The organism is Chryseobacterium sp. SN22 (assembly GCF_008329705.1).
Classification (GTDB): Bacteria; Bacteroidota; Bacteroidia; order Flavobacteriales; family Weeksellaceae; genus Chryseobacterium.
On sequence record NZ_VTSX01000019.1, the window covers coordinates 75,354 to 100,854 of the forward strand.

General features: G+C 43.5%; 19 protein-coding genes. 7 read left to right on the top strand and 12 right to left on the bottom strand.

Annotation, left to right across the window (positions count from 1 at the left end; genetic code table 11):
• Positions 1 to 71 precede the first annotated feature (71 nt).
• Positions 72 to 656 carry a hypothetical protein gene (locus FY557_RS13930; RefSeq protein ID WP_228451791.1) on the bottom strand — a complete coding sequence of 195 codons (585 nt, stop codon included), beginning with the start codon at positions 654 to 656 and terminating at the stop codon, positions 72 to 74.
• Entirely contained in the window at positions 649 to 2,451 is a 1,803-nt protein-coding gene (locus FY557_RS13935) for an Ig-like domain-containing protein (RefSeq protein ID WP_149247848.1), read from the bottom strand. Before FY557_RS13935 ends, FY557_RS13930 begins: the two co-directional genes overlap by 8 nt.
• A gap of 512 nt (positions 2,452 to 2,963) precedes the next feature.
• Here FY557_RS13935 and FY557_RS13940 point away from each other — a divergent pair.
• Positions 2,964 to 3,665 (top strand): DUF421 domain-containing protein, encoded by a 702-nt coding sequence (locus tag FY557_RS13940; RefSeq protein WP_149247849.1) that lies wholly within the window; start codon positions 2,964 to 2,966, stop codon positions 3,663 to 3,665.
• Positions 3,666 to 3,814: 149 nt separating this feature from the next.
• Positions 3,815 to 5,920, top strand: coding sequence for an ATP-binding protein (locus FY557_RS13945; RefSeq protein ID WP_149247850.1), 2,106 nt, complete (start codon positions 3,815 to 3,817; stop codon positions 5,918 to 5,920).
• On the opposite strand, the gene FY557_RS13950 is transcribed toward FY557_RS13945, so the two are convergent.
• Positions 5,917 to 7,698, bottom strand: coding sequence for a hypothetical protein (locus FY557_RS13950; RefSeq protein ID WP_228451792.1), 1,782 nt, complete (start codon positions 7,696 to 7,698; stop codon positions 5,917 to 5,919). The genes FY557_RS13945 and FY557_RS13950 overlap by 4 nt on opposite strands.
• 204 nt (positions 7,699 to 7,902) lie before the next feature.
• Here FY557_RS13950 and FY557_RS13955 point away from each other — a divergent pair, with 204 nt between their 5' ends.
• Both FY557_RS13955 and FY557_RS13960 read left to right on the top strand, forming a co-directional pair.
• Complete coding sequence (locus FY557_RS13955) at positions 7,903 to 9,204, top strand: hypothetical protein (protein WP_149247851.1); 1,302 nt, start codon at positions 7,903 to 7,905, stop codon at positions 9,202 to 9,204.
• Positions 9,205 to 9,267: 63 nt separating this feature from the next.
• Positions 9,268 to 10,197: a ferritin-like domain-containing protein gene (locus FY557_RS13960; protein ID WP_228451793.1), complete on the top strand. Its 930-nt coding sequence runs from the start codon at positions 9,268 to 9,270 to the stop codon at positions 10,195 to 10,197.
• A 145-nt stretch (positions 10,198 to 10,342) separates the two neighbouring features.
• Here FY557_RS13960 and FY557_RS13965 read toward each other — a convergent pair whose 3' ends face one another.
• Positions 10,343 to 10,603 carry a SemiSWEET family transporter gene (locus FY557_RS13965; RefSeq protein ID WP_149247852.1) on the bottom strand — a complete coding sequence of 87 codons (261 nt, stop codon included), beginning with the start codon at positions 10,601 to 10,603 and terminating at the stop codon, positions 10,343 to 10,345.
• 213 nt (positions 10,604 to 10,816) lie between these two features.
• Here FY557_RS13965 and FY557_RS13970 point away from each other — a divergent pair, with 213 nt between their 5' ends.
• Entirely contained in the window at positions 10,817 to 11,302 is a 486-nt protein-coding gene (locus tag FY557_RS13970; protein ID WP_149247853.1) for a DUF4385 domain-containing protein, read from the top strand.
• Positions 11,303 to 11,312: 10 nt separating this feature from the next.
• On the opposite strand, the gene FY557_RS13975 is transcribed toward FY557_RS13970, so the two are convergent.
• From FY557_RS13975 to FY557_RS13985, 3 genes are read right to left on the bottom strand one after another with little or no spacing between them, the layout of a single operon-like run.
• Positions 11,313 to 11,693, bottom strand: coding sequence for a PleD family two-component system response regulator (locus tag FY557_RS13975; protein ID WP_149247854.1), 381 nt, complete (start codon positions 11,691 to 11,693; stop codon positions 11,313 to 11,315).
• Between the two features lie 58 nt (positions 11,694 to 11,751).
• Entirely contained in the window at positions 11,752 to 12,114 is a 363-nt protein-coding gene (locus tag FY557_RS13980) for a PleD family two-component system response regulator (RefSeq protein ID WP_149247855.1), read from the bottom strand.
• Positions 12,104 to 13,621: a PAS domain-containing protein gene (locus FY557_RS13985; RefSeq protein WP_149247856.1), complete on the bottom strand. Its 1,518-nt coding sequence runs from the start codon at positions 13,619 to 13,621 to the stop codon at positions 12,104 to 12,106. The genes FY557_RS13980 and FY557_RS13985 overlap by 11 nt, the downstream gene beginning before the upstream one ends.
• A gap of 1,042 nt (positions 13,622 to 14,663) precedes the next feature.
• Here FY557_RS13985 and FY557_RS13990 point away from each other — a divergent pair.
• Together FY557_RS13990 and FY557_RS13995 are read left to right on the top strand one after the other, a co-directional pair.
• Positions 14,664 to 15,905 (top strand): MFS transporter, encoded by a 1,242-nt coding sequence (locus FY557_RS13990; protein WP_149247857.1) that lies wholly within the window; start codon positions 14,664 to 14,666, stop codon positions 15,903 to 15,905.
• A gap of 372 nt (positions 15,906 to 16,277) precedes the next feature.
• Positions 16,278 to 17,525, top strand: a complete 1,248-nt coding sequence (locus tag FY557_RS13995; RefSeq protein WP_149247858.1) for an arsenic transporter — start codon at positions 16,278 to 16,280, stop codon at positions 17,523 to 17,525.
• Between the two features lie 533 nt (positions 17,526 to 18,058).
• Here the strand turns inward: FY557_RS13995 and FY557_RS14000 are convergent.
• The 5 genes from FY557_RS14000 to FY557_RS14020 form a co-directional block, all read right to left on the bottom strand.
• Positions 18,059 to 20,500, bottom strand: a complete 2,442-nt coding sequence (locus FY557_RS14000; RefSeq protein WP_149247859.1) for a DUF5686 family protein — start codon at positions 20,498 to 20,500, stop codon at positions 18,059 to 18,061.
• 101 nt (positions 20,501 to 20,601) lie between these two features.
• Complete coding sequence (locus FY557_RS14005) at positions 20,602 to 23,085, bottom strand: hypothetical protein (RefSeq protein WP_149247860.1); 2,484 nt, start codon at positions 23,083 to 23,085, stop codon at positions 20,602 to 20,604.
• A gap of 201 nt (positions 23,086 to 23,286) precedes the next feature.
• Positions 23,287 to 23,694 (bottom strand): 5-fold beta-flower protein, encoded by a 408-nt coding sequence (locus FY557_RS14010; protein WP_149247861.1) that lies wholly within the window; start codon positions 23,692 to 23,694, stop codon positions 23,287 to 23,289.
• 295 nt (positions 23,695 to 23,989) lie between these two features.
• Positions 23,990 to 24,607 (bottom strand): flavin reductase family protein, encoded by a 618-nt coding sequence (locus FY557_RS14015; RefSeq protein WP_149247862.1) that lies wholly within the window; start codon positions 24,605 to 24,607, stop codon positions 23,990 to 23,992.
• Between the two features lie 67 nt (positions 24,608 to 24,674).
• A complete protein-coding gene (locus tag FY557_RS14020) occupies positions 24,675 to 25,439 on the bottom strand; it encodes a tryptophan-rich sensory protein (protein WP_149247863.1) in 765 nt (254 codons plus the stop codon).
• Between the last annotated feature and the right edge of the window lie 62 nt (positions 25,440 to 25,501).

Here is a 25,501-nt window from a genome sequence, read left to right on the forward strand (position 1 = left end):
CATATAAAACCTCCGGAACCCATTGATCCGGAGGTTATTTAATTACAGAAAGGGAAATACGAAAATATGATCTATTTCCAGTAGCTCCATTTATTTCCGTCGAACACGGCCACGGACCTGCTTACGGTATCAAAACACATCATTCCCGGATACGGACTTTTAACCGTTAAATGCGGGTTTTTGATATGCGGAAGGATCAGTGCCTTATTGGATGCCTCCAAGACCAGCGCTCCTTTGGCACTGCTTGACGACGCTCCGATAATAACGCCGCTGCCGATTTCGATTCCCGTAACAGGAATTGCAGCTGAAGAATTTCCCGAATCCGTCATATCGATCCAGTTTCCGTTTTCAAACATCCGTACTGTGGAGATCTGTTTATCAAACAGAAAGGTCCCGTTTTGCGGATGATTTGTAGAGGGGGTAACCGAAGTAAAAACAGGGGTAACGACCACTGCAGGAAGCATAATGCCCTTTACATTAGCCGTTTCCGTATCTTCAGGAGCAAAGGTCTGCGTCATGCCTGAAAATTCCAGGATCGAGCTGCTTCCCGAAAGCGACTTTTTACCGATGGAAACCTGGGCACTTACGAGATTTCCGGCCACTAAAAACAACAGTATATATTTTTTCATCATCAGTTTCATGTACATATTAGTCATTACAGCTTCTTTTAATACAGTTCCACACCGATCCGTTGTATAATTTTATACACTGGGCACTGCGGTCATAGACGATCATTCCTTTTACGGGAGCCGCGATCACGGAAGTATCGGCAACTCTGGTAATAACCATCCCCTTGTCCGATGATTCCAGAGCCAAAGCACCGTTGGGGATCCCTCCGCTGCTGATGCCCGGACCGGCAGGCCAGCTTTTGTACCGTAATGAAAGCGTAGATATTCCCAGATCCGTATATGCATCCGGCGTACCGGCTAATCCGGGTTTCGTACAGTAATCAACTGCTGTAGTAACGGTTGCCTGGTTGCTCGTTAAATCGGCCATATCTTTAATGGTATAGCCGAAAGGACTCGTGGTGCTGAAGAAATTGCTTACCGGAGAAAAAGTCAGTAATCCCGCATTATCCACCAGCCAGGTTCCCTGCCCGCTCATGGTAAAGCCTTTTACCAGCCCGTTGCTGTAGACAAGACTGCCTGCACCGGAAGGCGGTACGAGATTAATTGAAGAAGGCACCAGGGTCCCGGAGTTGGGGTCCGAATCATTGCCTGTGATCAGTAAACTTTTTGAACTGTTCTTTTCTACGGACAGATGATCGTTGTTTGCGACCGGCGGCTGATGAATCCCGAAATTATTACCGGTAGAGGTACTGTTGCTTAACTGTACCGCGAGGCTGGCAGACGTGGTGCCGACTCTGTTTCCGACTACCTGAAAACCGGATGGAGTAATGACATCGACCCGGTATGGCCCCTGATTGACATTGGTATTGATGTTATCGAAAAAATAGAATCCCAGGGAATTGGTAACCGCAGTGCGAATTTCAACATTATTGCTGAACAGCTTAAGCGTTACCCCTCCGGCCCCGTTGCCGTCAGGAGTTCCTGCGTTATTGTCATTAAAAACGCTTCCTGCAATGCTGGCTGCAAAAGTGATGGATTCTTTATTATAAGCCCCGATAAAAGCAAGATCCGAAGTGCCTGAAAAAGACTGGATCAGCTTTACGGCCTGCGGATAATTGGCAGAGGTAATCCCGAATTCCGACCAGTCGGCAGCCAGTACCCTGATATCCCTTTCGCAACCGGAGGAAGTACCGGCATTGTAAGCAGGCGGATTTACATTGGCGTTATAGAATTTCCAGCATGCCCTGCCGATACTCGGGACATTGCTGAAAGCAACCGAATAGGTAGTCCCAACAATATTTCCGTTAATGTCTTCAAAGTGATAGGTATCATTTGCAGAAGATGGATTTCCCATCTGGGTAAAAATGAGGTCCGGAACACCGTCTCCTATTGAAGCAGGCACAATGCCCATCGTGTTTAAGCTGATGCTTGAACCCTGGGGAATATTAAATATCGCTGAACCCAGACCGAGGCCGTTGGCGCCGTCGGAAAGATATTCCACCATATTGTTGTTTACCGGAACCGGTGAAACATTCCCGTTTCCTCCGTACATTTTTCCCACTCCGATAAATGTGCTGCTTCCCGGTGCAGGAATATTATAAATGGGCAGGGATATAAAGGTCCCGGCCTGGAAAGCCACCCCGCCCGTGGTAAGCGCAGCATCATTTACCCCGGTACTGTATGTCACCGGTGCGTAGGCGGTACCGCTTCCGTCTGCATCCCATCTGAAAGCAAGGAGGTTGTGGCTGTTGTCGGGCAACAGGGTACTGGAACTGTCCCAAAAGCCACCGAAATCTGAATAAATTCTGGAAACTGCCCGTTGGGCACCGAGAGATAAGGGCATAGAGAATACCCCTAATAGTATTAGTTTTTTTAAAGTCACTTAACAGTTTTATAAGGCCGCAAAGATATGAATCTTTAATGAGTTTTACGTTTAATCATCCCTGAATATTCATTTTTGTGGTATCTGTATTTTTTGATTATAAAAAAGTAAACTTCTGTGAACGTATCAGATAATGGATTTTTTTAATCTGCCGTACAAAGGATCAACCGTTCTGTAAATCCCGGAGAATCCCCTGTTCATAAGTATTGATCACTGAATTAAGCCGCTTCTCAGTTCAAGTCATTTAACCCCCTTTTTATTAAATAAAAAAAAGGAAATTTATATTTTTCAATTCATTGAGAAACCAGGAATTTTGAATTTTTGCAAGCTTATCCGGCCCGGCCGCTGGTAAAGCAATCATTATGACCTTGGCGAGCCTTCCATTTTTTCTGAATAAAAGCTGGGACGGGCTCAATATAAAAAATGATTTTTCCCTGAGAATTATTGCTGTTTTTTAAAAGCAGTACCAATGTCCGGAGGGATAATGGCTGATGTTTTGCATGACTGAAATCATGAATTGGATATCTGTACAATTGGATTTTAGAAAAATTTTCATTGGAGACCTGAGTTTCGATTTTGCTGCTGAAATTATGATCAGGACCCTGCTGATGTTCAGCATGGTGCTTCTGGTTTTGCGCCTTACAGGAAAAAAAGGGGTGCGGCAGCTTTCTATTTTCGAAGTGGCGATTATTATCGCCATGGGTTCTGCAGCCGGTGATCCTATGTTTACGCAAGATGCTTCCATTTTTGTTTCACTGATCGTTTTTGCGGCCATCATTATCCTCTACCGGCTGATTACTTTTTGGGCGAGCAAAAGCGAACAGTTCGAGAAAGTGATTGAAGGCGAACCGCTTTACGTTATCGAAGAAGGCCGGTTTACTCTGCTGGATGACCACAGCCATACTTTCGCCAAAGATGAGTTCTTCGCCGAAATGCGGCAGGCAAGCATCGAACATCTGGGACAGATCAAAACCGCCATCCTGGAAACCAACGGCAATATCAGCTTTTATTACTATACCGACGACGAAGTAAGATACGGCCTGCCCGTACAGCCGAAAGTCTACGGCAAAAAATCGGTACAGATCCCTTTACCCGGAATGTATGCCTGCACTTACTGCGGCCGGACGGAAAAACTGGAAAAGGGCCCGGCACACTGCCCGTCGTGCAAAAAAAACGAATGGGTAACAGCCATTAATCCGGTAAGAATTACCTGATCCATGATTCTGTGATTTTATTTACTTATAAAGAATAGCAGTGGAGTCCGTCTACCGTTGCGGCATCTAAATATGATTGGATAAGATTTAACATAAAAATTTGTAAATTTGCTGTGTTGATTGAATCATATAAAAACACCTTTCACTTAATGACTCATTTTTTTTATGCTTTGGGGATAGACCCGCTTCTTGAACTTTTACAACAATCCGGTGATGCAATGGCCATCTATACGGGTCCTGAACTTTCCATTCAGTTCGCTAATGATACCATGCTTACATTTTGGGGAAAGGATCAGTCGGTGATCGGCAAGAGATTCGAGGATGCGCTGCCTGAAATGGAAGGTCAACCTTTTACAGAAATCCTGAAGCAGGTATGGGAATCAAACGAAGCCTATACCGGAAAGGAAATGCCTGCAACATTGGAAATACAGGGTCAGCGGGTTACTTCTTATTTCGATTTCACCTTTAAACCTGTAGTGAACAACGAAGGAGCGGTCTACTGCATTCTTCATACAGCAAAAGATGTAGGGGAAATAATAAGAACACGGGAAGAATATACCATCAACAACGAGAAGCTTGGCGATTCGAATAGGATATTCCACGATCAGAACCAGCAGATCAGGAAGGAAAACAGCGAACTCTTGTCCGGCAATCAAAAGTTTCAGGCTGATATTACCCACTTGGGTTATCTTAACAAAAACCTGACCTCCAGAAACCAGGAACTGAAAGACCTGAACGATACGATTACCGAGCTTAACAATAAATTATCAGAAAGCGACATCAGTTTCAGCAACCTGATCGATCAGGCGCCCGTGGCCATCATGCTCTTAAAAGGAGATCGGTTTGTTATTACCATGATTAATGATGCCATGCTGAAACTCATTGAAAAAGATCATTCCGTTATCGGGAAACCTCTGTTTGAAGTGCTTCCTGAACTGGAAGGTCAACCGGCTGCAAAAATGCTGATCGAAACCTTTAAATCCGGAAAACCGAATTCCGACCATTCAAATCCGGTACTTTTAAACCGGAGCGGCCAGCTGGAACACGGATATTTTACCTTTAATTATACCCCCTTCACTGAAAACGGAAAAATAACGGGCGTTATTGATATGGCGGTGGAAGTTACCCCGCAGGTTATGGCCATCCGGGAGCGTGAAGAAATTATTATTGAAAAAAGCGTGCTGGAAGAGACTTTATTAAAGAGCGAACAGCGCCTCCAGGGAATTCTTGAAACCATGGCAGAGGGTGTGGGCGTGATTGACGCCAAAGGGCAACTGGTGTATGCCAATCCTATGGCCCAGCATATCCTGGGTCTTTCCGAAAGTAAGATAAAGGAAAGGACCTATGATGATCCCCAGTGGCAGAACTTAAGGCTGGACGGAACGCCACTGCCTTCAGAAGAGCATCCGATGACTATTATGATGTCTACCGGAAAACCGGTATATGACCATGAAATCGGCGTTCAGGCTCCGGAAGGGGAAATCAGGTATATTTCCATCAATGCCGCTCCCCTCTTCGATGCCGAGGGAAATCTTACCGGCGGGATCGGCACTTTCATGGACGTTACCGCAAGAAGAATGATCACCCGGGGCAAAGAAGATTTTATAAGCATTGCCAGCCATGAGCTGAAAACGCCGGTTACTGCATTAAAAGCTTCTCTGCAGCTGCTGCAGCGGTCGCACGACAGGCTGCCGCCGGAATCACGGGATAAGCTCCTGAATCAATCGATCACCAGTCTTGATAAATTATCCGGATTAATCAACAGCCTCCTGGATACCAGCAGGATCGAACAGGGCCAGCTCAAACTCGAAAAGCGGCCGTTTACCATTTCCGAGCTTTTTGACGACTGCTGTTCGAACTTTTCGCAGATTACCGACCAGGAGATTATTTTCAAAGGAGACATCGATCAACCTGTGGTTGCTGATAATCAGCAAATCGGACAGGTAATGATTAATTTTATTTCCAACGCCATCAAATACGCGCCGGAATCGAAACAGATCATCATCACCGCCCAAAAAACGGACGATCACGAAATCAAAATAAGCGTGAAAGATCAGGGGCCCGGCATTCCGAAAGAAAAACTGGAACATCTCTTTAAACGCTATTACCGGACCAATTATCACGGACAGAAATTTACCGGTCTGGGACTGGGTTTATTCATCAGCGGCGATATCATTAAAGAACATGGTGGTAAAGTAGGTGTGGAAAGCGAAGAAGGACAGGGATCCGAATTCTGGTTTACACTGCCAGTCTAATTCCCGAAATTAACAAAATGCGGGATTTCCGTACCGAACCCGTTGAGCGGCAGCACATTATTCCGGTTGCTGTTGAAATCGTACACCTGATTATTATCGAAAGGTACCCGCGGGTAGTAGGTGAATGATACCTGTATCCTGTTGAAGACCAGAAACGGATTATTAATCAGAACCCCGATTCCTATCTTGGTATTGGTATGGGTTTTCAAAAGCCTTTCATCGGGCATGGCAAGCCATCCTGCCGCCGCTGTAAGATACGGGCTGAAGTGAAAATTCTTCCAGGATTTATTGATAAAAAGCTGCAGCTGATACCTCAGCACCATTTTTTTGGTTCCGATATAATCGCCGTTGAATACAGGGAATTCGTCCCCTACGGAAAGATTGAGGCGGTCCCGGTACGAATAGTTGTGCTGTGGATTCCCCAAGGCTAAAGTCGGGGAAAAGAAATGCCTGGCCTTAGCAAACTTCCAGTCGGTAAGATTGGTAAAATACGTCCCGTCGAGCCGGAAAGACTCACGGTTCTGACGGTCCTTGCTAAAGAACCTTCCGAATTGGGCTTTTACGGTAAAGTAACCGAGTTTTGTAAAATCGCCGCAGGAAACGGAAATTCCGGCATACGGTATTATTCTGTTGCTTCTGGAAAGAAATCCCGATGTCACATTCAGCGAATAGCCATAGGAGATATCTTCCGGCAACTCATACTGAAAAATATTTTTTTCAATGGAAAATTTCCGCTGGATGAGTCCTGCCGATGCCAGGAAACTGCTGTACGAACTGAAATAATCGTACTGATCTATTCCCGGGCTGTCTTTGTACTGGTAATTCTGAAATCTTCCGGTCAGGGCGATATTGCTGGAAATTTTAGTCTCCGGATCGGAAGAAACGGGAATCTGATAACCGCCCCAGAGATCCTGACTGTATACTTTAATCTGCACTTCCGGAAAACCGGCACCGTCTTCAAGCGGCAGCAGGACGTGGCGCATAAAGTACTCAAGACTGAAACCGCCTGCCCACTTGGTTAACGGCGAGAAAAAATCACGTCTTATATTGAGGTGGATTCTTTCATTCTTATAGAAATCCCGCTCACCTAAGATCCGGGCGCTGATATAAGATCCCCACAGGTTGTAAGCGGTATAGCTTCCCAGAAGATAATCCCGCTTTTCTTTAGAATCGTTCCGGTACAGGAAATCCAGATCATGCCCTAACCCCAAAAGGTTTTCTTCATTAATCCCCACCCCGATCTTGCTTCCGGAATAACTTGCCCTGGGTTTCAGGCTCCATGAATCCAGTACTTTTACCACCACATCAATTGAATCCCGGCCCGAAGTGCTGTCGGATACACTGATATTTACCCGGTTGATAAACGGCATGGCCCGTAAAAGACGTTCGGATTCATAAAGCTTCTGGGCATTGTACTCCTCCCCTTTTTTAAAAAGCAGATAATGGTTAACCGTAGAAACCCTGGTGTTGGAATGAAGATGGTTGGTAAACCAGTCGTACCATCTGGATTTTTCTTTTCTATCTATGGAACTGTAACCGAACGGGTCAGTAGTTTCTATACGGATATTCCTGATGTGCTTTCCGTCATATGTCTGCTGAGTCTGTTTTTCGGTTGTTGTTTTCACGGAAACCGAATCGGGCTCCCTGCGGAATATAAGCCGGTGAAGGAACTTGGTAAATTTCCTTTTATCTGAAAACCGTTCTATTTTATAATATAGTGAATCCCTCTTTTCCTGAGCATGGGAAAAGGAAAAACAGATCAGAAGAAAGAATAACACAATTTTTTTCACCAACATCATGATTGATTCCATTTTCTCTTATCAATTAACAAGCCAATGGCCGGGGGTTAAACAGAAAATCAAGAAGTATTTTTTAAGATCGAATATAAGGTCTTCCACTATAAAATATACCACATTTTATTTTTTATAAACCTGCGGCTTAATTGTTGAATATTCTACCGCACACCAATAAAATATTAATTTATGTCAACTAGAAGAAATTCAGGTTCAGGAAGATCCAGCTCTTCCAACAATGCTTCAGGAAGAAGCTCAAATTACAACAATTCAAGAGGCGGTTCTTACGACCGTGAAGACGATCGTTACGATGATGAGGACGACCGTTATGATTACGATGACCAGTATGACGACGAGGATTACGATGACGAGGATGATGACTATTCTGACGGATATCGTAATAATTATGATGATGATGACGATTACGATGATGAGTATGACGATGATGACGATGATTATGATGATGACGATGATTATGATGAGGAAGAAGATCATGACGACGATGATTACGATCACCGACATGATAACCCGGGCAGACCGAGAGGCAGCAGAAACGGTGACGGCAGAAGCTCCAACGGCTCTTCTTCCAGACGTTCCTCCAATTCAGACAGCGGTAATTACGACCGAAGACACGACAATCCGGGCAGACCGAAAGGAAGCAGAAACGGTGACGGCAGAAGCTCCAACGGCTCTTCTTCCAGACGTTCCTCCAATTCAGACAACAGTAATTACGACCGAAGACACGATAATCCGGGCAGACCGAGAGGAAGCAGAAACGGTGACGGCAGAAGCTCCAACGGCTCTTCTTCCAGACGTTCTTCCAATTCAGACAACGGTAATTACGACCGAAGACACGATAATCCGGGCAGACCGAAAGGCAGCGGAAACAGCGGTGGCAGAAGTTCCAACGGCTCTTCTTCCAGACGTTCCTCCAATTCAGACAACGGTAATTACGACCGAAGACATGATAATCCGGGCAGACCGAGAGGAAGCAGAAACGGTGACGGCAGAAGCTCCAACGGCTCTTCTTCCAGACGTTCCTCCAATTCAGACAACGGTAATTACGACCGAAGACATGATAATCCGGGCAGACCAAAAGGCAGCAGAAACGGTGACGGCAGAAGCTCCAACGGCTCTTCTTCCAGACGTTCTTCCAATTCAGACAACGGTAATTACGACCGAAGACACGATAATCCGGGCAGACCGAAAGGCAGCAGAAACGGTGACGGCAGAAGCTCCAACGGCTCTTCTTCAAGACGTTCTTCCAATTCAGACAGCGGTAATTACGACCGAAGACATGATAATCCGGGCAGACCGAAAGGCAGCAGAAACGGTGACGGCAGAAGCTCCAACAGCTCTTCTTCCAGATCTGGTTCAGGCAGAAATTCCGGAGGAAACGGCAATCAGCAGAGAGATGAAAACGGAAGATTTACATCTTCAAAAAGAGGCGGTTTCGGAAGCAGAAGCAACGGAAGAGGCAGAAACTCTTAATACCCTATTATACAGGCCGGCTGCCTAGGCCGGCTTTTTTACTTAACCTTTATACATCAAATCATGGATACCAACAACTTAACAAATACAACAAAAGCAACAGATAATACAGAAAAAATAGCTTCAGATCTTCTTAATGCAGGTCCTGAAACCATGGCTGAAGAACAACCGCCTCTTCCAAAGAAAAGGGCAACCGCCAAATCTTCGGCTGCTACACCTAAAGGAACAGTTGCTAAAAAAGCACCTGCTACAAAGGCAAAAGCGGATACCAAAACATCTGCTGATAAAAAGCAGACCCCCAATAAAACAGAAGAAAACAAGCAGGATGAAAAAACAGCAACACAGCCTGCTGAAAAAGTTTCCGTTTCCGAAACTTCAAAAGAAGGACCGCTGTATAAATTTTTCACGGATGCCCTAAAAGACATTTATTTCGCAGAAAAACATATCCTGGAAGCTCTGCCCAAGATGCAGAGAGCAGCTACGACAGAAGAGCTTCAGGAAGCCTTTGAAGATCATCATCTGATGACCCAGAAGCAGATTTCAAGACTGGAAAAAGTTTTCAAATCCATTGATGAAAGTCCGGAAGCCAAAAAATGCGATGCCATTATCGGAATCGTAAAGGAAAGCGAAAACATTATCAAGGAAACCGAAGAAGGCACTATGACAAGAGATGCAGCCCTTATCATCGCAGCACAGAAAGTGGAGCATTACGAAATAGCGACATACGGCGGACTGGTTGCCCTGGCAGAAACCCTGGAATTGTATAAGGCGGCAGATCTTTTACAGACTACCCTGGATGAGGAAGAACAAACCGACCGTGATCTGACTGACATTGCTGAGACATCGATTAATTTCAACGCTTCCGAAGAAGATGAAGAAGGAGAAAATGATGAGGATTACGATGATGAAGACTATGACGATGAAGATGAAGACTACGAAGAAGATGAAGATTACGAGGAGAATGAGGATGAGGATGAGGATTACAGACATTAATTATTAATCAAATCATCATATGCAGAGCAGGCCTGAAGCCTGCTCTTTTTTTGGCTGTTGCTCGCCATACCTTTACTTGCGCAATAAACCTGAAGATAATATGACTATCCGTTTCCTATCTGTTTATAAACAGTGAAAATTGGTTTTACAGGGCCGTGATGAATGCAAACAGTCCGAAGAAGACGCCCGGCGAATTGGCAACAACGATCGGCCAGTCTTTTTTCGGTTTCTGAATAAATCCATAAGTGACCCATAAACTGCAGTTGACGGCTGCCACCAGGGGCTGCAGCCAGTCTCCTTTATGGCCGCTTAAATTTCCGGAAATCTGGGGAATATAAGAGAAATACATGGCCATTGCCGTTACTGTTGCCACCCATCCCAGGATTTTAATAAATTTTCCACTCATTGTATTTTCTTTAATTTAACCTGAACCCTGAAATTATTATGCCATCTTGTGGTATCACGCTTTTTATGATAAGCTGAACAGCTTATCTGAATATGGCTTTATTTTTGAGATCTGTACCATAGTTGGCGCTTTTAGTAAAGTGTAAAGTCTCCCGGACCGGGAATACTACCATTATTAATTCTTGCGACAATCCTTAACCTTAAGCTCATTCCTATGAAAAAAGATACGCCCAGCTACTTACATTTTAATGCTGAAAAATATGAATGGAAGCCTGAAATTGACTATCATAAGCACCCGGAACTGTACAGGGTAGGAAAAGGTGAACAGGGCGTACTGATCTGCGAGCCGTACAAAAGTGAGATCGGGCAATACTGGCGCTTTAAAAATGAGGAAATTGCATTGGAAAGCTCAGAAAAAATCTTCGGGCTGTTTCTTCGCTATGTAAAAGAAAATGATTTTGTAGGAGCAGATATGTCCAGGAAATATCTGCAGATGGGTTTTACCCGGGCCAGGCGGTATTTTAACTACAAAGGCGGAAAGAAATATGACGCTTCCGACAACTACAAACTGCTGGAACGCGGATCAGGAGACCCTGAAAAAGCGAAGTCCGCCGATGTATTTTATAAAAAATGGAAAGAAGCCGAAGAACTTCCGGAATATAAGAAAATGAAAAACGAATGGAAAGAAAAATATGGATGATTAATTACATTCAGATATTCAGCAATACGGTTACTTTCTGTTCGAAATGATCAAGATCAAAAGGTTTTCTGATGTAATCGTCGGCATAGGAATAGGAAGCCAGTTTTTCAATATCCAGATTGGCACTGATAAACAGGACAGGAATCTTTGAGTATTTAATATTATTTTTTAAAAGAAGTGTAGCCTCCACCCCGCCCCGGTCCGGGATCCAGTTATCCATGACGATGAGATCAGGTTTAAACTGATCTACAATTCCCAGAATATTAAAGGTAGTTTCAGAAACTGAAACCTCATATCCCTTTTCGCTGAAAATTAAAGAAATGATTTCCAGTGTCATGACGTCATCATCAAAAACAAGAATTTTCCTTTTTTTTTCTTTCCGTATTAACATGCTGATGAACAGTAACAATAGGATTCGACAATATACAATACAATAAGACCGGCTTTTTTTAGCCGATCAGTTCCTCAACCTTTGATACAAAAGCACCGATATCGAAAGGTTTTGAAATAAACCGGTCTGCTCCGGCTTCAAAAGCAATCCCTTCCCCATCGCGGCTGGCGGACATTACCATGATAGGCAGGGACCTGACCTCTTTATCTCCCCTGATCTTCCGGATAACTTCGTCGCCGGACATCACAGGCATCCAGAGGTCGACGATAAGCAAATCCGGAGCATGTTCTCTGATACGGCTGAGTACATGGGCGCTTTCAAGTTCAGTATATACTGTAAAACCTTCTGCATCCAGCATCATTTCGACCACATCGAGTATTCCCTCTTCATCGTCGCACACTAATATTGTTTTATTTTTCACTTTTCTTCATTTTTAAAATAGGCAATGTAAAGCTGAAAACAGATCCGCTTCCAAGTTCACTTTCTACCCAGATGGTACCGCCGTGCATCTTGATGATTTCCTGGCTTACATATAAGCCGATGCCCAGTCCGGAAAATTTTTGCTGTACATCCTTTACCCTGAAAAATCTTTCAAAGATTTTGGATCTGTCATCATAATCAATTCCCACGCCAAAATCCTTTACTGACACTTTTACAAAGTTTCCTACGTTGCCAAGCATGATTTCTATTCTGTCGGCTCCCGGAGAATATTTAACGGCATTGGATACAATATTATTCAATACCTGGGATATTTTTATTTCATCCCCTTCCACAATAGCATTGGTGCCGCCTTTGATCTCGATACGATGTGAAGACGATACATTATATAAGCTGTTGTCCACCGTCTCGCGGATTAGAACATTGATATCAAACGGCCTGCGAGTGATTTCAATGTTTCCCGAGTGGATTTTTGAAGTATCCAGCAATTCGTTAATCAGATTATTCAGCCTTTCGATATTTGCAGATACTTTGTGAAGGGTCGATGTGAATTTGTCATCAGCTCCTTTATCAATCATCCGTTCGAGCAACTGTACCAGCGTTTTTATCGTGGTTAAAGGTGTTTTCAGCTCATGACTGGCGATAGAAAGAAAATCATCCTTACGGCGGTCGATATCCCTCTTATCGGTAATGTCTTCTATAGCCAGAAGGATTTTGTCTTTATACTGCCCGTCAAATTCGATCCTGTATGCATTAAGCAGCATTAATTTCCGGCCGATATAAGGAAAATCATGATCCACTTCAAAATCAATTACGGGATTATTGGTCGGCAACAAATTAATCAGCAGTTCCCTCAAGGATTCGATATCCCACTGATGGTTTCCCAGTTCATATAATACTTTGCCAATGGTTTCCTCTTCGGTTACCTTAAAAGTTTTGAGGAAATAAGAATTGACGCTGATCACTCTGAAATCAGGATCCAGGACCAGCAGGCTTTCCCTTACCGTCTGAATAATGCTGGAAAGGAAAGCTTCATTTTCCTGAAGTTCTCTGGTACGTTCACTGACTTTCTTTTCTACGCTTGCTTTTTCTTCCCTTAAGTCCTGTTCCGCCTTTTTGCGGTCGGTAACATCATTCTGAACTCCGATAAAATGGGTAGTGGTTCCGTTTTCATCTTTCACAGGAGAAATATAAAGTTCGTTCCAGAACAGGTCTCCGTTTTTCTTATAGTTTCTGATTTCAACCCGGCACTCTTTCCCTTCTTCTATATGTTCCTTTAAAATAGCACGTTCAGGCTGGCTGCGGTCTTTCATCTGCAGAAAACGGCAGTTGTGGCCGATAATTTCTTCATGGCTGTATCCTGTAATTTTTTCAAATGCCTTGTTACAGTAAATAATAGGATTATCCGGCAGACTGTTGTCTGTTATGATAATTCCTGAATTTGCAGAGTCCAATGCTTTTAAATAAAGTCCGAGATTATTTTCATCCATAAAGTATAAAATTACTTGCACATTTAATGTTCGAAATATCCGTGAAATTGTTGTTCAACGGTTTATCGATTACCGTTATCTACCAGACCAAATATTATGCCCATATATTTTACAAACGGGGTCTTCCCGGACAAATATTGACCAATGCTTAAAAAAAGGTCCTGAAATTTCGTCAATAACCGTCTGATAATACAATACCATACAGCGGAATGCACGAACCAACTGCTTCAACATTTTAAGAACATGACCAAAATCATAAACTCTTCCAGCCTGGTAAAGTTTTAATTTGATTGCAGATCAGAATTCGGCATTCTGAAAAAATGCATGTTTAGATATCATGATTATTTTACCAAAAGATTTCCAAAGATTTCAACCGGTGACTCCTTAACTTTAAATGCGTTTAACCACCGGGCTGCTTAAATTACTGAGTACAAAACCAAATCTGAATGTAACCGTGTTTAAGATTAAAATATCTGTCTTATTATATCCTGTATCTCATATTTAGGCTGCTCCGTAATCATTATTGATAAAATCATCGGAAAATCTTCAGAAATTTAAACCATTCCTTCACCTGCGTTTCTGGATTGTAATGCGGGATAACAAACGTTAAACTTTGGATTCCTTGTTTAAATGCTCATTGACAAACAGAAACAGCCGGCAGCCCCTTCCGGTATCCAGGATGAGAAATCCGGCTTCCGTTATAACATTGCCTGCCCAATGTCTGTCATTCAGTCTTCCGCAGATTCCCGCTGAAACTTATCTGAAGATCATATCCGAACCGGTTCATGCGGTTACAATTAATGATTTGAATTCTGACAGCAGTTTAACCTGGTTAAACATCCGTTAAAATCTAAATGCTATAGTTCCTGCTGTTAAGACCATCCTGCAAATTATTAATATGACCAAGATCATATTGGAATACTTTTTGGCAGGGTTAAAAAATCAGCATTACAGATAAATTAAAAACCGGTGAATCAGTAAATCTCAGCATTTTCCGAAAATAATTTTCTATTACACCAAACAAGTTAATACTGAAGTATCTATGAAAAGAATGGCTTCTGCCGGGCAGCGTACACTTAGCACCCTGAAGGCACTTAATTTCTTCATGGCCGATATGCAGGCTGGTATCGGTCCTTTTTTAGGGATCTTTCTTTTATCCAAAGGATGGCAGAGCGGGCCCATCGGTACGGTAATGTCGCTGGGCGGGGTTGCCGGAATGCTGATGACGACGCCTGCCGGTGCCGTGATCGATTCCACGAACCATAAACGGAGATTCGTTATTATTCCCGGGATTTTTACGGTTATCGCTTCCGCCCTCATCCTTCTTTCCCAGAACTTCTGGGTGGTCAGTCTTTCTCAGGTAGCCACGGCAATTGCAGGAGCGGCCATCGGGCCTGCCGTTGTGGGTATTACCCTGGGTATTGTAAAACAGAAGGGTTTTAACAGACAGAACGGACTTAACCAGGCTTTCAATCATGCCGGAAATGTGGCCGGTGCAGCCCTATCCGGCTATCTCGGACTGAAATGGGGAATGGCTGCCGTTGTTCTGCTTGCTGCCCTTTTCGGTATTTTAACCATCATCAGCGTATTGATGATCCCGGCCGACAGCATAGACAATAAAGCCGCCCGGGGAATGAAACCGGATGCCGAACAGAATGAAAAAGCCAGCGGGCTCAATGTCCTGCTGAAATCCAAACCCCTGCTGATTCTCGCAGGCGCACTGGCCTGCTTCCATCTCGGTAACGGCGCCCTTCTTCCCCTTTACGGAATGGCCGCAGCCTCAAAAATGCAGGAGAATGCCTATATGTTTGTCGCCTTAACAGTGATAATTGCCCAGCTTGTCATGATTCCTGTCTCCATTGCCGGAATGAAAATCGCTGAAAAAAACGGGTACTGGATGATTATGCTGATTTCTTTCCTGTCCCTTCCGCTCAGAGGATTGATTGCTTCCCGGATGATCAGTGAGGCCGGGTTATATCCCGTGCAAATCCTGGATGGTATCGGAGCCGGATTGCAGAGTGTGGCCGTACCGGGGCTGGTAGCCCATATCCTGAATGGAACCGGACGGATCAATATCGGACAGGGTGCGGTCATGACGGTTCAGGGAGTGGGTGCCGCCCTGAGTCCGGCTATCGGCGGATGGATCGCCCAACAGATGGGATACAGCCCAGCATTTCTTATTTTGGGAAGCATTGCCGTGATTTCCATTGCCCTGTGGATCATTAATGCCAAAACCATGAAGAAAGAATGCGCACCCTCCGAAGCCTGTTCAGAACCCTCTTAAATTTAAATTCTGTAGTCAGTTCTGATCTAGATCCTGTTTAGATTTGGAGTTTATTTTGTACCCTTAAGTAACTAAGATGTCTGGCTTTAAAAGTAAGTTTATCGAGTACGGTTTTATTCATTGAATTAAGCAAAAGCTCCACAGTAGTAAAAATTAAGATCAAGAGCGATGACAGAAATTTTCTGAATTAATATTTAAACATGATCTTATTTTGAATAATATAATCTGAGGCAGATTCAGCAGATTTTATTTGAATTTATATTTTTGCGATCACCATGCTTCGCAGAGAAATTCCATCTTCAAATACATTTAAAAAAACTTAAATCATTTACCGTTTAACCATTATCAAATAAAGATTATTTCCCCTTCCTCATGAACCGTGAATTTTTCATCTGCTTTATCGCTTCTGTTACCATTGCCGGCGTAATTATCCGCCCTTATAAAATCCAGGAAGCAGTTTGGGCCGTTGCCGGAGCTTTACTGCTGCTTGTGTTTGGATTGATTTCCTTAAAAGATGCCTGGACGGGTATAGGGAAAGGCCTTGATGTTTATCTTTTCCTGATCGGGATGATGACCCTGGCTGAAACCGCACGCCGGGAAGGACTTTTTGACTGGCTCGCCGGTTATGCCATCCGGTTTTCCAGAGGGTCTTCTTTCAGGCTTTTTGTGCTGATTTATCTGGTTGGCCTTATTGTAACGGCTTTTATGTCGAACGATGCCACCGCCGTTGTCCTGACTCCGGCAGTTGCCGTTGCGGTAAGCCGGGCAAAAGTAAAAAATGCCCTTCCCTATCTTTTAATCTGTGCTTTTATTGCGAATGCCGCTTCTTTTATTTTACCGATTTCCAATCCTGCCAATCTGGTGATATATGGAAAGGAAATGCCGTCACTGGGTGTATGGTTCGGCACTTACCTGCTGCCGTCGCTGTTTTCAGTAGGCATTACTTTCTTAATGCTTTTCGTGACTCAGAAAAAGCTGCTGCAAGAAACCATTGATTATGATATTGAGGTTGAACCTTTACTTCCCGGAGGAAAGATGGCGCTTGCCGGGATTATCCTTACGACGCTGCTCCTGCTTTCAGCTTCCGCCATGAACCGGGATCTCGGATTGCCGACTGCCGTTGCAGGAGTAAGTACAACCATTCTGGTTCTGATAGCCGGACGAAGAAATCCTGTGGAATTTGCCCGTCATATTTCATGGTCTGTCATGCCGCTGGTCGCCGGTCTGTTTGTTCTGGCAGAAGCGGTTCAGCAGGCAGGAATTATCGATTCATTGTCACAAAAACTGGCAGAGGAAGCGCTCCATGCCACGGAAACGGCTTCATGGCTGGCCGGACTGGCGGTAGCATTCGGAAGCAACCTCATCAATAATCTGCCTGCCGGGCTTATTGCCGGCTCAGCGGTTTCCGCCATTCACCTGCCCGAAGCCGTAAGAAGCACCATTCTCGTCGGGATCGATCTCGGCCCGAATCTTTCCATTACAGGTTCACTGGCCACGATTTTATGGCTGAAAGAACTGAGAAAAAACGGTTATGATATGAACGGATGGGCATTTCTGAAACTCGGAACGGTTGTGATGATCCCTGCGCTGATCGGAGCTTTACTGGCGCTGAGGCTGTAGGTTTCACCGATTCATGCAGGTAAACCCTTATCCAAAGAAGCGTTTTTTGTGATGGCCTGAAAATATTTCAGAAGACTTGAGATTGAGTATCGAAAATTTTTAACCCACGGATGGGCACGGATTAGCACAGATGACTGCATTTATCTGCCGGGCAGTCAAAAATCTCTGGATGCTGATTTCTCTGATAGGACCGTGTGCCTCCTGTCGCTTTTTACATGATGTATGGTCTCACCTGAGGTTATTGTCTATCGGCATTGAATATATTGTTGCAGCAGCCTCACCGGTTGTTACCGATCTGGCATTTTATTTCTCTGCCGCTATCCTCTTTTTAAATCCTATTATTTAAAGAACCCCATCCGGTGGCTGAGCGGAGTCGAAGCCACCAGTAATCTGTGAAAATCTCCAGATCTGTGGAAGATTTTATAATACCCAGATGTGTCGGCTCCAATTGCGTCCATCCATCAGATTCTCTGTAAAAATCAAATAAAAAAGCAGTGGTTTGAAACCACTGCTTTTTTATCTATTTCTTATTTCTAGAATCCTAACAGCTTTAATTTAAACTGGATGGCAAAATTATCTTTGAAGTTTCCGGTATTGTAATGGCCTACCCGGTAGAAGAACCCGAGGTTAAACTGGGAGGACAGGAAGTTGTTCCACTCCAGGCCGACTTCATTATACAGGTGGTTCAGGGTCTCAAATTTGAACTGGTGGTCCTGAGGATTTTTCATATCACCGGTAATCCCGCGGTAGATGACATCAAAGCTGGAGACATTCTTCCCAAAGCTTTTGAAATACCAGGGCAGCCTGTGGGTAAGATAGACGCCGGCAAATTTATCATTGTAATATTTACCCCCTTCCATGGTGGCAAACCCCAGATAGGACGTCAGGTTGAAGTTTAAGCCTTCTCTTCCGTTGGCCAGTCCGTTCATGGTAAAATTTTCCCAGATGGGCGCATCACCAACCATAAGCCCTCCATAAGCCCGGATTCCGGTAACGCCTAATTTTGTTTTAAGGTTATGGCTGATCAATACATCAAACCTGCTGAAATTAAAATCGCCGTCCCATGCTTTCAGGCCCTGCTCATAATTGAAATAGAATTCCGGGTAATTCTGTTCGTAGGTATATTTACCTTCAGGGGTCATTACATTTTTGGAATTCGGAGAATATTTGAGGGTAAAGGTCGCTGATGTGATGTCGAAACGGTTCCCCAGACCTTTATAACTGTAATCGAACAGGGCTTCTTCCTGTGATCTCCTGGCTGCTACATTCAAGGTCAGTCCATTGGTGATATCGTTTTCGTAGCTTACCTTAAAGCCTTCATAGCCATAAAAAATATTATTATTGATCGCTACTCCCGAATTCATAATCTGCATCCTGAAATTCCACAGGTTTTCGGAAAAACGTCCTGCTGCATTTACATCATTAAAATATTCAATTCTGAAAAATGAGTTTTTTTCCAACGTTGTTTTTATATCTACTCCACCGCCGAACTTGAATTTTTTATCATAGATGCCGTAAGCAAAATAGGCATCCGGTGAAATATATTTGTTAAATCTTTCGTTAAGCTTAACTCCCAAACCAAGACGGACGTGCTCGTATTTATTATAACCGAATACTCTTGCCAGATCGAAGTCCACCATTCCAAGACGGAGCCTTCCTTTTAAAAGTCCGGTCAGTCCTTTGGCTTTCCGGTCCAGTTTGTAGGCACTGCCCAGGCTGTCTATTTTTACATAGGTATTCTCTTCCCTTTCGTTAAGCTTTTCGGTACGGTATTCGTCCATCAGTTTTCCATCGGAATTTTTTACGGCAATGGTATACCCTTTAAAGTCCTTGGGATTTTCTTCAATCGGTGTTTTAATATCAAAATAATCGGCAGTTGCATAAGCATAGGTTCCGAATTTTTTACCCTTGTCTTTTTTCTTTTCCCGTTTCTCCCCTCTCAGGCTGATGTTCATATCCAGGACATTGCTGTTTACCTTCAGCTTGTAATCTTCTTTCAGCAGGAACCATTTGTCATTTACAGGTGTCCAGATGCTGGTGATCGTCCCTTCATTGGCTTCGCTGCTTTCGCTTTCGATTTTTTTCAGCGCATAGGTAGCTTTGTCAATATAAAGGTAGCCGTTGAATTTTTTACGGTCCCTCGCTTCCCTGTTGCTTACCTGCCTGAATCTGATGATATAATTTTCACGGCCGTCGATCCCAATAGAATCGGTAAGGAAAAACCGGTACAGGTTTCTGTTTTCTTCTTTTACTTCTTTAGGGATTTTGTTGCGGTTTGACCGGAAGGCCATCAGCTCATACAAAGGCTGCTTTAGGCCGGAAACACGATTGTCCAGAATGTTGATTCTTTCACCGTATTTTTGTGAATACATTACTTCAGAAGCCCTTTCCCAAAGAAACATCTTGCTTTGGCCGGCTAACTGAGCCAATTGCACAGACTGCAACGAGTCTTTTTTATCTTTGGGCTTCATTGCTCTCTGCGGAAGCTTTTCCAGTGAGTCGATTCTTTTTCTTATGTAATTGTTATAGCTTTCAATACTGTCCTGGTCCAGGTCCATGGCTATTTTTTCGTACGATTTATAAGCATACGAATCCAGGCTCTGCGGAGCGTTCTGATTGTAATTGTCGTTTACTTTCTGTAAAATTTCCAGTGCCCTCGGATCACTTTTATCTGATAAGACCACGCCTTCTATGGATTTCGTTTTCGGCTCTTTTCTTACCAGAAATACTTCCATCACCTGATCGGTAAGGTAGCTTGCTTCTTTGTATTCAGGCGCAGCAACGGCTACTTTTTTACAGTCTGAAGTAAAATAGAGGATTCCCGAACTGTTGCTTTTACCCAGCATGGCCTGGTCACAACTTACGGTAGCACTGGTGATCGGCAGATGGGTTTCGGAGTCTTTGACGATGATTTTCGACTGGGAAAAAAGAAAATTTGAAAACAGCAGCAAAAATAACGGATAATATTTGTTCATAAAAAGCGGTGTATTAATTAAAATGAGGATAAGCACCATTCGTCGTCCTTATCCTCATCAATGCTTAGTAGGCTGGCAAAAAGAATGCCGATTACTCTGTTTTAAATAATGTATTTCTTGAGACCTTCCATAATTCCCTGCCAAAGCATATTGAAGAAGCTTCTCTCGGGATCCCTTTTCTTTTCAATCAATACATGCTCCGGTTCTCCTTTTGAATCGTCCTTTACAAACCAGTTGGCAATTTTGGTCAGGAGCTTCCGTTCTTTTCCTTTTTTATTGAGGAGGTTGACGTACATATCATTGTATTTAAAATAGAACTTCCCGTTAATGCCTCCGGAATTCCCGTAATAATCGAACTTCAGGTAATCGATCTGGCCATCGAGCGTTACATTCAGATAAGGCCGGACGAAAAGGTTTACATTTTCAGCAGAAAGATTCCGGATATCGCCTTTGATGGTAAAATTATCCGCACGGTCTTTTACATTGAACCTCCAGTTCACTTTCGTATCTGCCGTGCCGAAAAAATCAAACTGCGCATCGGTATTGATCACCGTAGGTCTCCCTTTGATTTTGGCATTGTTGACGTTGGCAATCTGCGCATTGAATTTATTAAAGGTAATTTTTCCCGGGATATTGCTGTTCTCCGCATTTTCTTCGTACGTCAGCTCGGAGTTTCTGAGGTTAATGTTTTTGATAAAAAGCGGCACCTTCACCTCCCTGAGCTTCTTGCTGAAAAAATAACGGATGGCGTTATCATCAGGCGGCGCGAGATCATGGTAAATGTTGCAGTCCAGGCGGTCGATATCAATTCTGCTCAGGTCGATAACGGTATTTTTTTCAAAAGACGACCGGTGGTCTTCTACCCGTACTTTTCCGACTGCAATGGTATAAAGATCGGTTTCTGTGGCAATGACCCGGCTGAATGCTGTACGGGAATATTTCGGGGTAAAACGCAGATCCGTCATTTCCGTGGTCATCCCTGAATTCGTTATTCCGGCTGCTGAAAAAGTATAATATTTTCCGGCATCGAGATGTATCTTCTTTGCTTTGATATCCCTTTTCCGAACGGTAAACGGAATGGTGTGCTCCAAAACCTTCTGGTCCGAATAGATGCCGTCCAGTTTAACATCAAATGACCCAACCGACATTTTATTTTTATTCCGGATGGCTTGCGAAAATTTACCGTTCGTGAGGTGAATAAAACCTATCTTCGCAGCAAAGTCAGGGGGCGTTGTATTTTTCTTCTTGGACAATGCCTTTTTTGCAGGGGAACTGACGGTAATGTCCGGACGGTCAATAACGATGCCGGCAAAATCAATGTTCAGCTTCTGACCCATATAACGGCTTTTATTTTTCAGCAACCTGATCTGACTGGCGGACGCAGTGAATACATCTTTTGAAATGTTCTTTTGCAAGGCCAGCATCCTGAAACCGTTGATGATGATATCCGAATTTTTGGAAGTAATCTTTTCCACCCTGACGGCTTGCGCCGGATTTGCTTTAAAATAAATGTTGTCGGCTTCGATATCGTGATTCGTGAAACGGAAGGGAATTTTTTCCTTCACGGTATTTTTATCAAAAACAATATCATTCAGCCTGAAGTTAAAATGCTCGACCGAAGCCGTCTTTTCCCGGTCCTGCTGAAGGACGGTAATTTTCCCGTTCTGAAAGAAAATATTTTTCATCCCGATCTTCATTTCAATCTCTTTCGGATTTTTATTTTTTTCAACGGCTTGTTTTCCTGTAGAGGTCACTTTCAGATCCGGTTCTGAAAAGAATACTTTGGAAACAATCAGCGAATCCTGGCTGATGTTGAAATCATCAGCGGTAAATTCTTTGGCGGAAAAGTCAAAAATATTTTTTGAATTGTAGTTTTGGGGATTCTGAATGGGCTTCAGCCTGAAAACCGTCAGCCTTAATGAATTTTTCGATGCTTTTACCTCCTCCGAATGGATTTCGTAAAACGCATTCACCCCGATCTTAATACGTGAACCTTTAATTTCAGGATTTTTAAAAGCAATCGGTATCTTGGCATCGTTGCTGCTCTGGGTGATGTTTTTAAGGCTGATCATGATATTTTCGCCCTTAAAAACCGGTTTACCACCGGCATCTTCCACATCGGCCGTTACATTTTTAATGGCCAGGTTATTTAAAGTAAGATCGATTTTTTTCTTTTCCTTTTTGTCTTTCTTATCGGGAACCGCTGTCCTGATTTTGATATTCCCGTCCGAAACCAAGAGCTGGTCGGCATGGTATGATTTGCTGAACAAAGCTTTTATAATCCCGAAATCCGTGATTGTCACCTGCCCTACACTTCCCTGAATCAGGGTATTTTTTTTATTTTTCGGGTCTTTGGTGGTAATTTTCAATTGGTTTACCGTAATATCCCCCGACATCAGGCTGAGCTTAAACCCTGAGATCTTAACGGTGTACGGGGTTTTATCATTCACCAGATCCGGCAGTTTCCGCTGCAGGTAAAATTCCAGGGCGAAGGGAAAAGCAACCGCCAGCACGACAATAACGGCAATTGTGTAAATCAGCCATTTACGGCGTCGGGGTTGAGGAGGTAAAGATTTATCATTCATCAGTAAAAGTTCTACTTCGGGATAAACAAAACATATTCCAAGTTGTGAAATAGAACTTTATGTATCAGAATTAAAATTCAGGAATTTTATAAAAGAGCAAAGCTGCCCGAGCGGGCAGCCTTATCAGATTGTTCTGGCTAAATACAATATAATTAATATATGATGTATTTATATGTATGCATAAATACGGAATTCTCCGGATTACAGTTTAAAAAAGAAAAAAGCCACGGCAGCCCATGATTTCTTCACACCGCTGGCATAGCCTAAGGTACTGTGGCTGCTGTTTTCCACGGTTCCGTTATCTTTGATATAGCCGATAGTGGAATGGCTGCTGTTTTCTACGGTTCCGTCGCTTTTAACATAGCCTACGGTAGAACCGCTCCTGTTCTCTACGGTCCCGTCGCTTTTTACACGGCCGATGGTGCTGTGGCTCCTGTCTTCAATGGTTCCGTCACTTTTGATGTAACCGACGGTCGAATGGCTGCTGTTTTCGATGGTTCCGTCTGATTTGATGTAGCCTGCGGTATTGCGGCTTCCGGACTCGATGGTTTGTGCTGTTGCGAAAGAAACGCCGGCCAAAACCACAGCGAAGGTTAATAGTTTTTTCATAAGAATTTATATTATTTTTAAAATTAAAAATCTCTTTGTGTAACGAAACAGGATTCTGTTTTTATCGGTTTCCTAAAAGGATTCAACGCTCGCAACCTTTATTGTTTTTTACTTTGCTAAAACCAAAGATACATTTTCTTCTTCTTTTGCCAGCACTTTGTATCTGAAAATTCTTTCAGATGTCTTGTTTGTACAGGGTGCTATTTAAATCAGGCTGGTTTAAATGTAATATCCTGAATTACAAAACCCTAATTCCGATTCGTAAATGATTGATCCGAATTTAACGGTACCAGTACTAAGGCTTCGCGTATTTCAGCCTTTTAATCAGATGAGTGGCGTGATAGCCGTCTAAAGATGATCCTGCGACAGTACCGGCCTTTTCAAAATCAAAGATGCCCTGACCGGCATCCCAGATTTCAGTGGGGAAATACAGATCCGTGATTTCGCCGACCACCAGCAGGGTGCTGTTGATCTGAACCGGAACGATTTCTTTTAAGATTAAGCCTATCCGGACACGCGATTCCTGAACAAAAGGTGCCGGAAAACCGTCTTTATAGTCGACTTCCAATCCGGCGGCATCGAATTCCGACTCTTCCCTTCCGTAACGGGCCGAGGTCTGATGCGCTTTTTCAAAGATGTCCGTATTCACATGATTAAAGGTATAACAACCGGTTTCTTTTATGTTCTCCAGGGTATGCCGGTCTACGGAATCCGGACGGGAAATGAAGCCCATTAAAGCCGGATCTGCCCCGATGTGCATCACTGAATTAAAAACGGCCAGATTGGTCTGCCCGGATTTATTGACGGTGCCGATCAGGTTGAGGCTTTTGAAGGCGCTCAGGGAATTTACCAGTGCTGTTCTGATCCTTTTCTCCAGGCCGGCTATATGCTGATTGGTAAAATGGTTTAGCATTACTACATTGAATTTAAATTTTTAAGTAAATTGGGTGAGGTCATAATTCTTCATAAACCTCAACCTTTTAAAGTAGAGCTTGTTTCTTTGACAGTTTAAAAGCAATATTGATAAAAATAAATAAAGCCGTTATAATTGCCGAAACATAAACCGTCTGATTGGAATACCGGTTGGCCACCGCAATAGCGATCAAGGCCCAGACCGCTACCAGACCAAATGCGCTCATGTTCTTTTTCCAGATCATATACAGATGAATCACGGCGGCTGTAATAAACATCAGGACTGTCCATCCGGTCTCCGGAATGCCGAATCCTGTCCACTGTATCTTTTTCAGATAGGCTGCGATATCTGCAATTAGTGCCACAGAGACCCATCCTGAATAAATGTAAAAGGGCACGCGGAGAAAAAAGGTTGTTTTCAAATCGCGGGATTCAATCAGGCCGCGGTTGTTCCGTATGATTTTCAACAGGGAAACCAGCAGCAAAACCATAACCGGGATTGTGATCAAAGTATAGTCATGCAGCCAGGTAAAAATCCAGAGGCTGTTGGCAATACATGAAATAATAAACCACCAGCCGGTATTTAAGACGGTTTTTTCTTTGGCCTCCGTATTTTTGGTGAACGGACCGTAATAGATGACAAACCCCAGAAGACCAAGGTAGATCAGTCCCCAGATGGAAAAAGCATATCCCGCAGGGGTAAACAGGTTCTGGTATTTTGCAGAAATGCTCGCCATCGTTTCATTGTTAATATATCCGGTGTTTGAAAGGTAATTGATGCCGATCGTCGCCACCAGGACCATGATATTTAAAATCTGAAACCGTCTAACCATTGTTTATTTTTTTGTCTTTATTCTACCGTTAAGTTAATGAATTTTCTTAAAGCCGGAAAACG

What these genes read in the sequence shown, in the direction of transcription:
- FY557_RS13985 (WP_149247856.1), bottom strand. Translation starts at nt 13,621, where the DNA reads ATGGATGAAAATAATCTCGGACTTTATTTAAAAGCATTGGACTCTGCA.
- FY557_RS14020 (WP_149247863.1), bottom strand. Translation starts at nt 25,439, where the DNA reads ATGGTTAGACGGTTTCAGATTTTAAATATCATGGTCCTGGTGGCGACG.
- FY557_RS14005 (WP_149247860.1), bottom strand. Translation starts at nt 23,085, where the DNA reads ATGAATGATAAATCTTTACCTCCTCAACCCCGACGCCGTAAATGGCTG.
- FY557_RS13965 (WP_149247852.1), bottom strand. Translation starts at nt 10,603, where the DNA reads ATGAGTGGAAAATTTATTAAAATCCTGGGATGGGTGGCAACAGTAACG.
- FY557_RS14015 (WP_149247862.1), bottom strand. Translation starts at nt 24,607, where the DNA reads ATGCTAAACCATTTTACCAATCAGCATATAGCCGGCCTGGAGAAAAGG.
- FY557_RS13930 (WP_228451791.1), bottom strand. Translation starts at nt 656, where the DNA reads ATGACTAATATGTACATGAAACTGATGATGAAAAAATATATACTGTTG.
- FY557_RS14010 (WP_149247861.1), bottom strand. Translation starts at nt 23,694, where the DNA reads ATGAAAAAACTATTAACCTTCGCTGTGGTTTTGGCCGGCGTTTCTTTC.
- FY557_RS13945 (WP_149247850.1), top strand. Translation starts at nt 3,815, where the DNA reads ATGACTCATTTTTTTTATGCTTTGGGGATAGACCCGCTTCTTGAACTT.
- FY557_RS13990 (WP_149247857.1), top strand. Translation starts at nt 14,664, where the DNA reads ATGAAAAGAATGGCTTCTGCCGGGCAGCGTACACTTAGCACCCTGAAG.
- FY557_RS14000 (WP_149247859.1), bottom strand. Translation starts at nt 20,500, where the DNA reads ATGAACAAATATTATCCGTTATTTTTGCTGCTGTTTTCAAATTTTCTT.
- FY557_RS13955 (WP_149247851.1), top strand. Translation starts at nt 7,903, where the DNA reads ATGTCAACTAGAAGAAATTCAGGTTCAGGAAGATCCAGCTCTTCCAAC.
- FY557_RS13970 (WP_149247853.1), top strand. Translation starts at nt 10,817, where the DNA reads ATGAAAAAAGATACGCCCAGCTACTTACATTTTAATGCTGAAAAATAT.
- FY557_RS13940 (WP_149247849.1), top strand. Translation starts at nt 2,964, where the DNA reads ATGAATTGGATATCTGTACAATTGGATTTTAGAAAAATTTTCATTGGA.
- FY557_RS13995 (WP_149247858.1), top strand. Translation starts at nt 16,278, where the DNA reads ATGAACCGTGAATTTTTCATCTGCTTTATCGCTTCTGTTACCATTGCC.
- FY557_RS13960 (WP_228451793.1), top strand. Translation starts at nt 9,268, where the DNA reads ATGGATACCAACAACTTAACAAATACAACAAAAGCAACAGATAATACA.
- FY557_RS13975 (WP_149247854.1), bottom strand. Translation starts at nt 11,693, where the DNA reads ATGTTAATACGGAAAGAAAAAAAAAGGAAAATTCTTGTTTTTGATGAT.